At 70.3% G+C, this 13,353-nt stretch carries 12 protein-coding genes; 4 read left to right on the top strand and 8 right to left on the bottom strand.

What is annotated here, in order from left to right; translation table 11 throughout:
* Positions 1–5: 5 nt before the first annotated feature.
* Positions 6–323, bottom strand: coding sequence for a DUF6176 family protein (locus ACIBF5_RS12370; RefSeq protein WP_396810879.1), 318 nt, complete (start codon positions 321–323; stop codon positions 6–8).
* Between the two features lie 245 nt (positions 324–568).
* Between ACIBF5_RS12370 and ACIBF5_RS12365 the strand changes: the two genes are divergently transcribed.
* The gene (locus ACIBF5_RS12365; RefSeq protein ID WP_396810877.1) at positions 569–1,483 is read left to right on the top strand and encodes an NADP-dependent oxidoreductase; all 915 of its coding nucleotides are present in this window, start codon (positions 569–571) and stop codon (positions 1,481–1,483) included.
* A 53-nt stretch (positions 1,484–1,536) separates the two neighbouring features.
* Here the strand turns inward: ACIBF5_RS12365 and ACIBF5_RS12360 are convergent, their stop codons facing one another.
* From ACIBF5_RS12360 to ACIBF5_RS12335, 6 genes are all read right to left on the bottom strand, one after another.
* Entirely contained in the window at positions 1,537–2,952 is a 1,416-nt protein-coding gene (locus tag ACIBF5_RS12360; RefSeq protein ID WP_396810875.1) for a serine hydrolase domain-containing protein, read from the bottom strand.
* A 186-nt stretch (positions 2,953–3,138) separates the two neighbouring features.
* Positions 3,139–6,588, bottom strand: coding sequence for a ThuA domain-containing protein (locus tag ACIBF5_RS12355; RefSeq protein WP_396810872.1), 3,450 nt, complete (start codon positions 6,586–6,588; stop codon positions 3,139–3,141).
* Positions 6,589–6,824: 236 nt separating this feature from the next.
* Entirely contained in the window at positions 6,825–7,904 is a 1,080-nt protein-coding gene (locus ACIBF5_RS12350; RefSeq protein ID WP_396810870.1) for a hypothetical protein, read from the bottom strand.
* Between the two features lie 116 nt (positions 7,905–8,020).
* The gene (locus ACIBF5_RS12345) at positions 8,021–8,806 is read right to left on the bottom strand and encodes an ABC transporter ATP-binding protein (protein ID WP_396810868.1); all 786 of its coding nucleotides are present in this window, start codon (positions 8,804–8,806) and stop codon (positions 8,021–8,023) included.
* Between the two features lie 8 nt (positions 8,807–8,814).
* Entirely contained in the window at positions 8,815–9,819 is a 1,005-nt protein-coding gene (locus ACIBF5_RS12340; RefSeq protein ID WP_396810866.1) for an ABC transporter substrate-binding protein, read from the bottom strand.
* Positions 9,820–9,891: 72 nt separating this feature from the next.
* Positions 9,892–10,821, bottom strand: a complete 930-nt coding sequence (locus ACIBF5_RS12335; RefSeq protein ID WP_396810864.1) for an ABC transporter permease — start codon at positions 10,819–10,821, stop codon at positions 9,892–9,894.
* A 324-nt stretch (positions 10,822–11,145) separates the two neighbouring features.
* On the opposite strand from ACIBF5_RS12335, the gene ACIBF5_RS12330 reads away from it, so the two are divergent.
* On the top strand, positions 11,146–11,817 hold the full coding sequence (locus tag ACIBF5_RS12330) for an NADPH-dependent F420 reductase (protein ID WP_396810862.1): 672 nt from the start codon (positions 11,146–11,148) through the stop codon (positions 11,815–11,817).
* A gap of 85 nt (positions 11,818–11,902) precedes the next feature.
* On the top strand, positions 11,903–12,208 hold the full coding sequence (locus ACIBF5_RS12325) for a flavin reductase (protein WP_396810860.1): 306 nt from the start codon (positions 11,903–11,905) through the stop codon (positions 12,206–12,208).
* 101 nt (positions 12,209–12,309) lie between these two features.
* On the opposite strand, the gene ACIBF5_RS12320 is transcribed toward ACIBF5_RS12325, so the two are convergent.
* Positions 12,310–13,047 (bottom strand): cupin domain-containing protein, encoded by a 738-nt coding sequence (locus ACIBF5_RS12320; protein WP_396810859.1) that lies wholly within the window; start codon positions 13,045–13,047, stop codon positions 12,310–12,312.
* A 114-nt stretch (positions 13,048–13,161) separates the two neighbouring features.
* Between ACIBF5_RS12320 and ACIBF5_RS12315 the strand changes: the two genes are divergently transcribed.
* Positions 13,162–13,353: LacI family DNA-binding transcriptional regulator (locus ACIBF5_RS12315; protein ID WP_396810857.1), on the top strand; the 192-nt coding region annotated here is incomplete at its 3' end.

Here is a 13,353-nt window from a genome sequence, read left to right as displayed (position 1 = left end):
CCCGGTCAGAGACGTACGTCCAGGAGCAGCGGCACCGGAATCTCGCCCTCGATGACCTCGGCCATGACCGCCTTGTGTTCGGCGTCGATCGGGAAGGTCGAGTCGGCGAAGGCCCGCTTGGCGGCCTCGTAGTCGGCCGACTCCACGGCGTAGACAAGAACCGGCCCGTCCTCGGTCGAGAGAAGAAAACCCTGCTCGTGGGCAACGCCCTCGTGGTGGAAGGTCTCCCGGATCTCGTCCGCGCGACGCATCCCCTCGGCGAGCCAGTCCTTGAGTCGGTCCACCTTGTCCGGCCGTACCTTGAGTACCCTGATCTTGAGCACGCGTTTCTCACCTTGCCGTATCGGCGGTTGTCGGACCGGGGTGTCGGAGAAGGAAACTCCTGGCCGGGCCCGTCCTGGTCGACATTAAATTATGCGAGCCATCTAACGGCGTAAAGGTACGTTCGCGAAGTGTGATCCGAGTTATGCCATCCGTACCTTTGGTTGGTGAGCCCGATGTGACGTCCGGCGGAGCGGCTGTATAGGTTCCGCCAGGAATGCGTGACGTGCACAGGAGGGGTGATCGCGTGCGTGCGGTGGCGGTGACGGCAATCGGCGGCCCAGAGGTGCTCCGGATGGTGGAGCGACCCGACCCGGTGGCGGGTCCGGGGCAGGTGCTGGTGCGGGTCCGGGCGGCCGGCGTCAACCCCACCGACCTGGCCGCCCGTGCCGGGTTCGTGATCGGGGGACCGGTCGAGCCGCCGTACGTGCTGGGCTGGGACTTCGCCGGCGAAGTGATCGGTTACGGTGACGGCGTCACCGACCTGAGCCCCGGCGAGCGGGTCGCCGGGATGATCCACTGGTACCAGAGCCGGGGCACCGTCGGCGCGTACGCCGAACTCGTCGCGGTCGACCGTGACGCGGTGGTCCCGATCCCCGACGACCTCGACCTGGCCGCCGCCGCGACCGTCCCACTGAACGCGCTCACCGCGCGGCAGGCGCTGGAGCTGATGGACCTCGCCCCCGGCTCCACCGTCCTGGTCAACGGGGTGAGCGGCGGGGTGGGTGGCTTCGCGGCCCAGCTCGCGGCAGAGGCCGGGCACCGGGTGCTCGCGGTGGCGAGCCAGGGCGACGAGGAGTGGGTGCGGGGTCTCGGCGTCGCCGAGGTACTGCCCCGGACGACCGACCTGGCCACGGTCGGGCCGGTCGACGCCGTGCTGGACGCGGTTCCGGTCGGCGCGCCGGCCGCCGTCGCGGTCGCCGACGGGGGCGTGCTCGTGGCGACCCGCCCGACGCCGCCGGTCGACCCGGCCCGTGGCGTACGGCAGCACGTCGTCCTGATCCAGCAGGACCAGCCGATGCTCGTCGAGCTGATGGCGGACGTGGCCAAGGGTCAACTGCTGACCCGGGTCGCGGCGACGTTGCCGCTGGCCGAGGCGGCCGAGGCACACCGCCGGGTGGAGGCCGGGGGAGTGCGCGGCAAGATCGTCCTGCTTCCGTAGCCGCTCCGGGCTGCCGCGAGCCGCTCCGGAACTGCCGCGCCGACGGCCCCTGGCTAGACGGCCTTGGCGAGGGCGTCGGCGACGGCGGCGCGGGTGGGGTCGGGATTGGCCCAGGACCAGTTCGGGTGAGCACGGTTGGTGAGCAGGGCGAGGACAAGCTTGCGGTTGGGGTCGACGACGAGCGAGGGCCCCGCGAAACCGGTGTGACCGTAGGTACGCGCGCTGGAGAGCCGGCCCATGAACCAGGGCTGGTCGAGGACGACGCCGAGGCCGTGGGCGGAGGTGCGGTTCGGGCGCTCGGGGTCGATCGCGGGCTTGCCGTTGTTGGCGTTGGTCAGCATCTTCTTGACCGTGGCCTCGGCGAGGATGCGTGTGCCCTGGTAGGTACCGCCGCCCAGCAGCATCTGTCCGATCGCGGCGAGGTCGGCGGCGCTGGCGAAGATGCCGGCGTGTCCGGCGATGCCGCCGAGGTGGTTGGCGACGTCGTCGTGGACGATGCCGCGCAGCAGGCCCCGGGAGGAGCGGGCGTCGGTGGCGACCAGCCGGGTGGTCTTCGCGTTCGCCGACAGCCAGGTGTTCGGGGTGAACCCGGTGTCACGCAGGCCAAGCGGCCCGGTGAGGTTGGTCTTGAGTGCCTGGTCGAGGCGTTGCCCGGTGACCTTCTCGACGATCTTTCCCGCTACCATGACGCCGACGCTGGAGTAGCGGAAGGTGTCGCCGGGGGTGGCGCCGGAGATCAGGGGTGTGGTGAGGACGGCTTTCCAACGGGCGGTGTTGTCGGGTAGGCCGGTGACCTTCGCGCCGACGGGTAGACCGCTGGTGTGGGTGAGCAGCATGGCGACGGTGATCGCCTGTTTGCCGGTGCCGGTGAACTCGGGCAGGTAGTCGACGACGGGTGCGTCGAGGTCGACCTTGCCCTTGTCGACCTGTTGCAGGAGCAGGATCGCGGTGTAGACCTTGGTGACCGAGGCGAGGTCGAAAATCGAGTCGGGGCGCATGGGGACCCGGTCGCCGGCCGGGAGGAGTTTCGGGCCGGCGCCGTAGCGCAGGGCCTCGCCGACGGCGGTGTGGACGGTGGTCTTGCCGTTGACCAGGACGAGTGCGACCGCGCCCGGGAAGCCACTGTGCTGCATGGTCTGCGGGGTCGCCGGTAGGTACTTCTGGAGGACCTTGGTCACGTCGGCGGCGTAGGGGGCCTGGTTCGCCGTCCCGGCCGCGACTCCGGCATTGGTGCTGGCGCCGGGTGAGGCGGAGGCGCTGGGCGAACCGCTCGGTGCTGCGCCGAGTTGCGAGATGTTGCCGGCGGCGTCGGTCGCTGGTGGTGCAACGGCGGGGTTGCCGGGGTCGCTCCAGCCGGATGCGTTCGCGCCGTCGTCGGACTTGCCGCAGCCCGCGATGGCGGTGGCGGCAGCGGCGAGGCCGGCTCCGAGTAGCGTGCGGCGGGCAACCGTACGGCGTGCGACATACATGGCCGTGATGATGACACCCCGGCGGGAGTCGGCGCCATTCAGGTGCCTGCCGAGCTGTGGCTTTCCACTACCCCTACAGGGGTAGTAACTCGCCACAGCCCGACCAGAGCGTGCTCTGCGGGGACGCCGGATCTTCGACAGCGCGACCGTCGAAGATCCGGCGTCACCGTGTCAACGGGATGCTGGTCAGGTGACGGTGATGACGACCTGGGCCGAGGTGGTGGCCCCGGTGCTGTCGGTGACCGTCAGCCGCGCCGTGTACACGCCCCTACGGGTGTACGTGTGGCTGGTCGACGCGCTGTGCACGATCGCCGCGTTGTTGCCGAAGTCCCAGGAGTAGTCGGTGATCGTCCGCCCCGCCGGGACGACCGCGTTACTGGTGAAGGCGACACTGCGCGGTGCCGTACCGGAGGTGGGGGTGGCGGTGATGCTCACCGTCGTACCGCTCTCCTGTTTGACCCCGACGCCGTTGAACCGCAACCAGTCCACGGACATCAGGTCCGGCGTGCCGCCGACCTGGGCCGGATTGACGAAGACGGCGTAGAGGGTGAAGGTGCCGCCGGGGTTGGTCAGGTTCACCGTGGGCGAGATGACGTTGTCCCAGCCGCCGGTGCTCGGGATGCTGGCCGTGCCGAGCAGTTGCCCGGTTGGTGAGCCGGCCCGGAACTCGATGGTCCCGCCGGTGCTGCCGGAGCTGGCGCCGACGGTGACCGAGCTGATCCCCTGGAGGTTGACCGGACCGTAGCTGACCCACTCGTTGTGGTCGATGTCGCCGAGCCGCTTGCCGGCCCGTGCGGTGGCCCGGTCCAGCACCTGGATGCCGGTGTGGGCCCCGTCGAAGTGCTCGGCCTCCTTGTTCTTCACCTGCAACTCGACCAGGGTCGACCCGACCAGCGCCGGTACGCCACCGGTCGCGCCGCCGTCGGTGTACTGGGCGGTGAGCAGGGTGAACAGGTTCTGACCCGGCCCGTGCCCGTCACCGGCGCTGCTGTCGGTGACCGCGACCCCGGAGCAACCGGTGTAGTTGTCCAGCGGGTGGGCGTGCGAGTCGTGCCCGAGCTGGGTTTGCACGATCACCCGGGAGCAGTCGATCGTCGCCTCCTCCGGGTCGCTGACCGTCACCGTGTACGGCACCCGGTCACCGAATTCGAAGAAGCCACCGTTCGGCACGCTCAGGGTGACCACCGGCCGGGTGTTGCCGACGGTGATCTCGGTGGTCGCGACGGCGTTGGCGCCGCCGGTGCCGGTCACGGTCAGCCGGGCGGTGAACCGTCCCCGGTTGGGGTAGGTGTACGTCGGGTTCGTGGCGGTCGAGTCGGTGCTGCCGTTGCCGTCGAAGTCCCAGGCGTAGCTAATCGGCGCCCCGTCACCGGAGGCCGAGCCGGCGCTGGAGAAGTTGACGGTCAGCGGTGACGGCCCGCTGTCCCGGTTGACGGCCACCTTCGCCACCGGCGGTCGGCCGCTGGCCACGTAGTCGATCCGGTAGATGCCGGCACCCTCGTTGGTGCCGCCCCGGCCGCTGCCGGTGCCCTCGCCGAAGTCGATGACGTAGAGCGAGCCGTCGGGCCCGAACTCCGCCTCGAACGGCTGGATCCAGGAGAAGTCACCGATCACGCCGTTGATCGACTGGAGGTCGCCGACGGCGGTCGGACCGAACCGAGAGTTGGTGAAGGTCTGCGCGGTGCTGTGCGTGGAGATCGTCTTGAACCACCCGCGGGTCAGTTCGTAGACGATCCACTTGCCCTCGTAGTACTGCGGGAACTTGGTCAGCCGGGGGTTGGCCGGGTCGAAGTCGTACGACGGTCCGCCCATCGGGCCACCACCGCCGGTGCCGACCTCGGGGAACTGCGCCGAGGCCGAGTAGGCGTACCAGACCAGGGCGGAGCGGGCGGCCGGCAGGTTCGTCAGCCCGGTGTTGTTCGGCGAGTTGTTGACCAGCGCACCGCAGTTGAACTTCGCCCCGGAGGTCGAGGTGGCGAAGTTGTAGTCGTTGAACGGGATGTTGTTGCCGATGCAGTACGGCCAGCCGTAGTTGCCGGCGCTGGTGATCCGGTTGAACTCGACCGTCCCCTCCGGGCCCCGGTTCGGGTTCGCCGCGGTCGCGTCGGGGCCGTAGTCGGCGACCAACACCGCGTTCGTGATCGGGTCGACGGTGATCCGGAACGGGTTGCGCATGCCCATCGCGTAGATCTCCGCGCGGGTGCGGGCGGTGCCGGGGGCGAAGAGGTTGCCGCTCGGCACGGTGTAGGTGCCGTCGGCCTGCGGCCGGATGCGCAGGATCTTGCCCCGCAGGTCGTTGGTGTTGCCGGCGGTGGCCTGCGCGTCCCAGGCCCGGCGCCCGCTCCGCTCGTCGATGGGGGTGAAGCCGCTGGAGTCGAAGGGGTCGGTGTTGTCGCCGATGGCCGCGTACAGGTTGCCCTGTCGGTCCATGGCGAGCGAGCCGCCCATGTGCGAGTTGGCCCGGCCCTCGCCCCGGTACGTCGGGATGGCCAGCAGCCGTTTCTCGCTGCTCAACGCGATCGAGTTGCCGGTGACCGTGAACCGGGAGAGGTTCAACTGGTTGAGCGTCTTGTCCGACCAGAGCAGGTAGATCCAGTTGTTGGTGGCGAAGTTGTTGTCCAGGGTCATGCCGATCAACCCGTCGGACTGGCTGGTCTGGGCGGCGGTGTAGGCGAAGTCGACCAGCGTCGTCACGCCGAGCGTGCTCTGGTTGATCACCTTCACCGCGCCGGTGCGCTGGATGTAGAAGACCCGCCGGTCGGCCGCGACGGCCAGTTCGAACGGGTCGGCCAGGTCGGCGCTGACCAGGGGTACGCGTTGGAAGTTGCTGCTCTTGGTCGCCCCGCAGTCGCCCGGTACGGCGCCGGCCGCCCATTCGATTCCGCCCCTCAGGTGGCTGAGGAAGTGCGGCTCGCTGAAGGACGACGAGGTGTGTCCGCCGGCGGTGTACCAGGATCGACCACCGTCAAAGTTCTGGCACCAGGAGTAGGCGTGGTCGACCCCTTCGTCCAGTCCGTTGATTCCGTCGCGGACCTTGATCTGGGCGAGGGTGTGCACCTTGTTGGTCGGGTTGGTCCGCCAGTTGTACCACTCCTCGCTGCGTTCCCAGAGTTCTGGCAGGGTCTGGGTGGAGGGGTGGGCCTTGTCCAGCACCTTGATCCGGCCGGGGAAGACGCCGCCGGTGGAGCTGAAGTCGGGGTGGTAGTCGAAGATCGTGCCGACGAGTCCCTCGTACCAGGTCCAGTCGCGCTCACTCGCGGTTGCCGCGTGCAGGCCGACCCAGCCCCCGCCCTGTCGGATGAAGTTCTGGAACGCGGTCCGCTGGGCGGCGTTGAGCAGGTCGCCGGAGCCGGGGATGGAGTTGGTGTTGTTGAAGACGAGGGCGTCGAATCGGGCCAGGTTGGCGTCGGTGAACGCGGTCGCGTCCGTGGTCGCCTCGACCTCGAAGTCGTGGGTGAGGCCGAGCTGCTGGATCGCGGCGACGCCGGCCGGGATCGAGTCGTGGTAGAAGTTCGTGGTTTTCGAGAAGACCAGTACCCGGAACCGGGCCGCTGCCGATGCGGGGGCCGGGGTAATGGTCAGGATGAGGGCCGCGATCGCGAGTAGGGCGATCGGGATGGATCGTAAGCGTCTCATGCAGGCGCTCCCGGTCATAGGGACGGATAAATGGAAAGCGCTTTCCTGCCGCCGACGGATCAAGCCTACGTAACCAATCCGAAATGGTCAATGTGTAAAGCTCAGTGATGGCGTGGTGACCTATTCGTAGATCGGTGAAAGAACCGGAAAGCCTTTTCTGGCGTACCGGTAATCGATCATGTTTTCCGGAGTCGCCGGGCCAGCCCACCGAACCGCCCCAGAGCCCGCGACCGCCCTCAGAGCCGGCGACCGCGCCAGACCTGGACGGCGGTGGCCACGGCCGCGATCGCCAGCCCGGTCACCGCGGCGACCGCCAGTCCGGCCGCGGTCATCGCGGTCGCCACCAGCCCCGCCGGCAACCAGGTCCAGACCGGAACCGCGCGGGCCGGACGACCACGTCGACGCCGCCACGCCTCGGTCGCCATCGGCACGATCAACGGCGGCAGCGTCGCGGCCAGCACCGAGAGCCAGGGCAGCAGCAGCCGGTCGAAGCGCGCGGCGGCGAGCACCGCGCCGGGCACCGCGACAATGAGCATGCCGGCCGTCGGGGAGAGCGCCGGCCAGCCGCCACGCAGCGCCAGGGCCCCGGAGTACGTCGTGGTCAGCGCCGGCGCGAAGACCGCGGCGGTGACGAAGAGATTGCCGTACGCGGCGATGCCGGAGGTCCCGCCGAGCACCGCCACCACATCGGTGGAGCCGGTACGCAGCCACACCCCCGCCCCGGCGATACCGACCGCGACCGCCGGAGCCACCAGCAGCAGCACGCACCAACCCAGGTCGCGACGGCTGGCCAGACCCCGGCTGAAGTCCGGTGCCCGCAACGCGAACACCGACACGTACCCGGCCATCGCCGCCACGTCGGCGGCCGTGCCCCAGCCACCCGCGTGCAGGGTGACCGGGGCGGTGGCGGGTCGCAGCCGGGCCACGCAGACCGCGACCAGGGCGAGGGCGGCGAGCGTGGTGCCGACCGCGATCCGGTTGCCGAGCCGGGGCGAGGCGTACGAGACGGCGAGCACCGCCCCGGAGAGCAACAGCGCGCCGACCGGGCCGGGCAGACCGGTCACCGTGGCGAGCGACGCCCCGCCCAGCCCGACGTTGAAGCCGAACCAGCCGATCATCGCGACACCGAGCACCGCACTCAGCACCGCCCGCCCGGCCGGTGGCAGATAGCGGGGCGCCACCTCGGTCAGCGTGCCGCCCTCGCCGTACGGCGGCCGTACGCCGAGCGCGCCCTGCCCGAACAGGAGCAGCGCCATCAGCGCCGCCCCGCCGACGAACGCGAGTACGGGCACCGCCCCGTGGTGCCGGTCCGCCATCCCGGCGCCCAGGATGAGGGCGGCCGGTGCGGCGCCCAGCCCCAGCCAGGCCCCGGCGGCGGCGGTCCACCGCCGGGGTGCCTCGACCTCGGCGGACTGCCCGCCCAGCGGGGCGATCAGTGGTTCGCCCCCGCCCCCAACAGCTCCCGGATCTCGGTCGCCAGCCGGTCGAAGCGGGGATCGGACATCACCTGCGCGTAGCCCCGTTCCGCCGGCAGGTCGACCGGCAGCGTACGGACGATCCGACCCGGCCGCGGGCTCATCACCTCGACCCGGGTGCCGAGGAAGACCGCCTCGGCGATCGAGTGGGTGACCAGCAGGATCGTCGTGCCGGTCTCCCGCCAGATCCGGTTCAGTTCGGTGTTGAGCTGCTCCCGGGTCAGCGCGTCGAGCGCACCGAACGGCTCGTCCATCAGCAGCACCCGGGGTTGGTGCAGCAGCGCCCGGCACAGCGCCACCCGTTGCTGCATCCCACCGGAGAGTTCGTGCGGCAGGGCCTGCTCGAACCCGGTCAGCCCGGTCAGTTCGATCAGCTCGTCCGCCCGGCGGGCGGCGAGCTTGCGGTCCAGACCGCGCATCTCGGCCTGCAACAGGATGTTGCGGCGGGCGCCCCGCCACTCCAGCAGGGCGGCCCGCTGGAACACGAAGCCGATCTCCCGTTGCGGTCTGGTGACCGCCTGACCGAGCAGCGAGACCGTGCCGGCGGTGGGCCGGACCAGGCCAGCCACGACCTTGAGCAGGGTGGACTTGCCGCAGCCGGACGGGCCCACGATGGTCACGAACTCGCCCGGCTCGGCCCGCAGGGTCACGTCCTCCACGGCGGTGGTCCGGGACCTCTTGGACTGGAACCGCACGGTCAGGTTGGTCAGGTCGACCGCGGTGCCGGTGGTGGTGCTGGTCATCGCAGGACTCATCCCTGGTTGGTGTAGCCGCTGTCCCAGTACTTCTCCGGCCCGCCCGCGTCCTTGAGGTCGGCGTACCGACTCATCAGGTCGATGGTTTCGGTCCACTTGGTCGGCGGGTTCACCCCGGGTGCCGCGCCGGGGGCCACGTCGAGCAGCGGTACGGCCAGCGTGAGTTGCTTGACCAGGACATCCTTGGCCGGTTCGTTCTCGGCCAGTTCGGCCATCGCGTCGGTGGCACCCGGGATGTCCTTGGCCGCGTCTGCCCAGGACTTCTGGGTGGCCCGGACAAACGCCTTGACCAGGTCCGGGTCCTTGCTCAGGGTGGCGTCGTTGACCACGATCCCGGTGCCGAGCATGTTCATGCCCCAGTCGGCGTAGAGCAGGTAGTCGACCTTCTTGCCGGTCTTCGCCTCGATCGTCGGGGCCTGGTCGTGGAAGAAGCCCTGGATCGCGTCGACCCGCCCCTCTGCCAGCGCCGCGACCTTGCCGGCGGCGTCCAGGTTGACCACCTTGACGTCACTCTCGGCCAGCCCGTTCGCCTTCAGCCAGGCCGGGAAGGTGGCGTAGATGGCGTCGCCGGGGGTGCCGCCGACGGTCTTGCCCTTCAGGTCGGCGGGCTTGGTGATGCCCTTGTCGGCGAGGAACTCGATCGAGGTTGGTCCCTTCTGGAGGAACACCCCGACGCTCTTCACCTTCATCCCGGTGGCGATCGCCTTGAGCATCGGCGGGGTGTCGGCCCAGCCGAAGTCCGTCTGCTGCTGGGCCACCGCCTGGATGGTCTTGCCCGAACCGCCACCGGGCTTGATCTCCAGCTCGATCCCCTCGGCCTCGTAGTAGCCCTTCTTCAGGCCGTAGTAGAACGGGGCGTGCTCGCCGTACGGCACCCAGTTCAGGGTCAGCGTGACCTGCTTGCGGCCATCGGCGGTGGTGGGTTGCCCCTCGGAGCCGCCGCAGGCGGCGACCGATCCGAGCAGGAGCAGGGCGGCGGCGGTGGACGCGAGACGTCTCATGGTGGTGCGCCTCCAGTGCGGTCGCGGGACGGTGCGGTGGGATGTGGTGGGGTGGTACGTGCTCCGGACGGTTCAGGACGTGGTCAGCGGTACGCCGGAACGACGGCTGGCGTGCCAGGGGATGAGCAGCGCCTCCGCCACCTCGACGACGACGAAGAGCACGATGCCGATCAGTGACATCAGGAACAGGTCGGCGAAGAGCAGCGCCGCGTCGAGGTTTCCGTTCGCCAGCAGCAGCACGTAGCCGAGACCCTCGTCGGCGCCGACGAACTCACCGACCACGGCGCCGACCACGGCGAGCGTCACGGCCACCTTGAGCCCGGACATCAGGTGCGGCAGGGCGTTCGGGAAACGGATCCGGCGGAAGGTCTTCCACGGGCCGGCGCCCATGGTCGCGGCGAGGTCGATCAGCTCCGGGTCGGTCGAGCGCAGCCCGGCCACGCCGGAGATCACCACCGGGAAGAAGGCGATCAGCACGGCCAGCACGATCTTCGGGGTGAAGCCGACGCCGAACCAGACCACCAGCAGCGGGGCGATCGCGATCTTCGGGATGACCTGGGCGAAGAGCACGATCGGGTAGATCGCCTTCTCCATGGTGGGGGAGTAGGCGATCAGGATCGCCGTGCCGAGCCCGAGCAGGGCGGCCAGCACGAACCCGATGACCGTCTCGTAGAGCGTCACGTAGGTGTTGCGCAGCAGGAACGACCACTGGTCGACCATGGTGGTCCAGACCTGTCCGGGTGTCGGCACCAGGTAGTGGGGGACGTACTCGCGGGCCGCGACGAACCACCAGACGCCGACCAGCGCGGCGAGCAGCAGCGCCGGACGCCAGATCGCCTCGGCAAGTCGGGCGAGGCGGCTGCCGAGTCCGCGCCGGGCCGGGGGACCGAACTGGTCCGGCGGCGTACGCGGACCGGTCGCGGCGGCCGGCGAACCGGCCGGTGGTGCCGGCGTGATCGGGGCGGCCAGGTCGACGCCGTCGTCGATGGTGCGGTCGGACACGGGCACTCCTCCTCGGTGGTCGGATGTCCCGTTGGCGGTGGTGACGATGGGGTGAACCGGGTCTGGCAAGCGCTTTCTCGGGACAGTAGAAGGAATCAACTACTTTGGGCAAGGCCTTTCCCATAACGATCATCGATACCACCGATATCGATGCGCCCGCTGCCGGGGCGACGAGCCGGCCGCCGGGAACGCGCGGGACTCGCCGGCCACGCGATGTGACATCGTTCACCGGCGGGCGGGTGTGCGCGACTCGCCGGCCGAGGAATGGGCGTGGCCCGCCGGTGGTCGGGAATGTGGGTCGCTGGCCGGCGGTTGTCGCCAGGCATGACAACCGTTGGATTGATCGGCAGTGGAAACATCGGTGGCACGGTGGCCCGGCTGGCGGTAGCCGCCGGTCACGACGTGGTGCTGAGCAACTCGCGCGGGCCGGAGACGCTCCAGGAGCTCGTCGACGAACTCGGTCCCGGCGCGCGGGCGGGTACGCCGGACGAGGCGGCCCGCTCAGGCGACCTGGTGGTCGTGACGATCCCGCTGAAGGCGTACCGGAGCGTGCCGGTCGAGCCGCTCGCCGGAAAGGTCGTCATCGACACGAACAACTACTACCCGGAGCGCGACGGACACTTCGCGGAGCTGGACGACGACTCCACCACCAGCAGTGAGCTGCTGCAACGCCACCTGCCGGCGAGCCGGGTGGTGAAGGCGTTCAACAACATCTACTTCGCGCACCTGCGGTCGCTGCCCCGCCCCACCGGTGCGGCCGACCGGAGCGCGCTCGCGATCGCCGGGGACGATGTCGCGGCGAAGGCGACCGTGGTCGAGTTCCTCGACACGATCGGCTACGACACCGTCGATGCCGGCTCGCTCGGCGACGGCGGTCGCCGCTTCCAGCCCGGCACCGCCGCGTACGGCGGGATGTACGCCGCCAAGGACGGGAACTTCTGGGAGCTGCCGGGCCTCCCGTTCGACGCCGCCGCGTTGCGCGCCCTGCTCGGCTGAGCCGGCCCAGGTCGCCGTGACGCACCGCGGGTCCGTCGCCCGCGCCATCCCTGGTGTTGATATGTGTGCCAGGAGGTGACGCACCATGAACGGTCCGTCGACGGCGGAGGTTTCCCGGCTCCGCGACGATCTCGAAGACCTCAGCGCGGTGCACCGCAACGACGAACAGTGGCGGTGCGTGGACTGCCACGGTGAGTGGCCCTGTCCGGTGATCCGGCGTCGTCTGCTGGCGCTCTACCGGCGGGAGCCGGAGCGGCTCGTGACCTACCTGCGGCACTTCCGTGACCGGGCACGTGCCGAATTGCCCTCGGCGCCGACCCGGGAGCTGGACCTGCGCTTCTTCGGCTGGGTGCCGGTGGCGCAGACCGGCCGCCGGCGGCGACCGGCCTGATCGTGTGTTCCCACCCCGTTTCCCGGCAAGAGCGGGGTGGGAACCACACCCCCGCGCGCCCTGTCCACATTGGACGCCGCCGCGTGTTCCGGTGGGGTGTGTCAGTGCACCGGATAGGTGTTCAACAGCCCGCACATGCCCTGGCGACCCTGTTCACGCGGTTGTGCGAAGTCGTGCACCACGGCGTTCCCCAGATGTGACGCGTCACCTCGGGCGAGGGCGTCGAGTTGGCGCCCGGTCTCCTCGGCCGCCCGCAGGGCACCCCCACGCCAGCGTTGCCGCCAGGCGTCGAGGTGCGGCTGGACGAGGCGGACGGCGGCGGCGTGGAACTCCCGAAGCGGGTCGAGGTCGCCGCCGAGGGCGCTGTCGCGGAGCCGCTCGAAGCCGCGTACGGCGAGGTCCCGGCGGGCGTACGCGGCAGCCAGGTCGCCACCGGGGGCGCCGCCGTTCGGCAGGGTCACCGAGGCGGCGTACCGGGCCGGGTCGGCGAGCACCTCCGGGGGCAGGGTCAGCACCGCGTCCCCGGCCTCGGGTAGGCCGCTGTTCTGCATCAGCACGACGATCTCCAGTCCGCCGTGGTTGACCAGGCGGTGGATCGTGCCCGGGGCGAACCAGACCACCGCACCGGGGTGCAGCGGCGTCTCCTCGTACCCGTCGAGGGTGAGGGTCTGGACCAGGCCGGCGCCGGCCGCCACCACGTACGCCTCGGCGCAGCAGAGGTGCAGGTGTGGCGTACCGCCGACGGCACCGTCCGGCGCGACCGTGTCGTAGACGCCCAGCCGGGAGACGCCGATGCCACCGGGCAGGGGCAGGGGAGAGGGTGTGGACTGGCCGGTCATGCGGACCACCGTTCATGGGAAAGGGTTTTCCTGCGGCCCGCTTGACGCTAGTCTCCGGCGTTGACGACCGTCAACGCGTACGCGTGCCGGGGCTGGTCCGGACGGAGGCCGCCGATGACCACACTCGCCGACGTCGCCCGGCTCGCCGGGGTCTCCCCGGCGACCGTCTCCCGGATCGTCAGCCGTAGTCCCCGCCGGGTCGCGCCGGAGTTGCGGGAGCGGGTGTTGGCGGCGGTCGAGGAACTCCAGTACGTCCCGAACGCCCACGCCCAACTACTCGCCCGCAACCACCGCTCCGCCGTCGGC

Source organism: Micromonospora sp. NPDC050417 (assembly GCF_044458865.1).
In the GTDB taxonomy this organism is placed as follows: domain Bacteria; phylum Actinomycetota; class Actinomycetes; order Mycobacteriales; family Micromonosporaceae; genus Micromonospora_G.
Note: the sequence above shows the minus strand (reverse complement) of the source record. Positions and strands in the feature narration are given on the sequence as shown.

Bases quoted from the DNA above. Each gene is read 5' to 3' on its own strand.
- ACIBF5_RS12360 (WP_396810875.1), bottom strand. From the start codon at position 2,952: ATGTATGTCGCACGCCGTACGGTTGCCCGCCGCACGCTACTCGGAGCC.
- ACIBF5_RS12340 (WP_396810866.1), bottom strand. From the start codon at position 9,819: ATGAGACGTCTCGCGTCCACCGCCGCCGCCCTGCTCCTGCTCGGATCG.
- ACIBF5_RS12320 (WP_396810859.1), bottom strand. From the start codon at position 13,047: ATGACCGGCCAGTCCACACCCTCTCCCCTGCCCCTGCCCGGTGGCATC.
- ACIBF5_RS12325 (WP_396810860.1), top strand. From the start codon at position 11,903: ATGAACGGTCCGTCGACGGCGGAGGTTTCCCGGCTCCGCGACGATCTC.
- ACIBF5_RS12355 (WP_396810872.1), bottom strand. From the start codon at position 6,588: ATGAGACGCTTACGATCCATCCCGATCGCCCTACTCGCGATCGCGGCC.
- ACIBF5_RS12350 (WP_396810870.1), bottom strand. From the start codon at position 7,904: ATGGCGGACCGGCACCACGGGGCGGTGCCCGTACTCGCGTTCGTCGGC.
- ACIBF5_RS12330 (WP_396810862.1), top strand. From the start codon at position 11,146: ATGACAACCGTTGGATTGATCGGCAGTGGAAACATCGGTGGCACGGTG.
- ACIBF5_RS12345 (WP_396810868.1), bottom strand. From the start codon at position 8,806: ATGACCAGCACCACCACCGGCACCGCGGTCGACCTGACCAACCTGACC.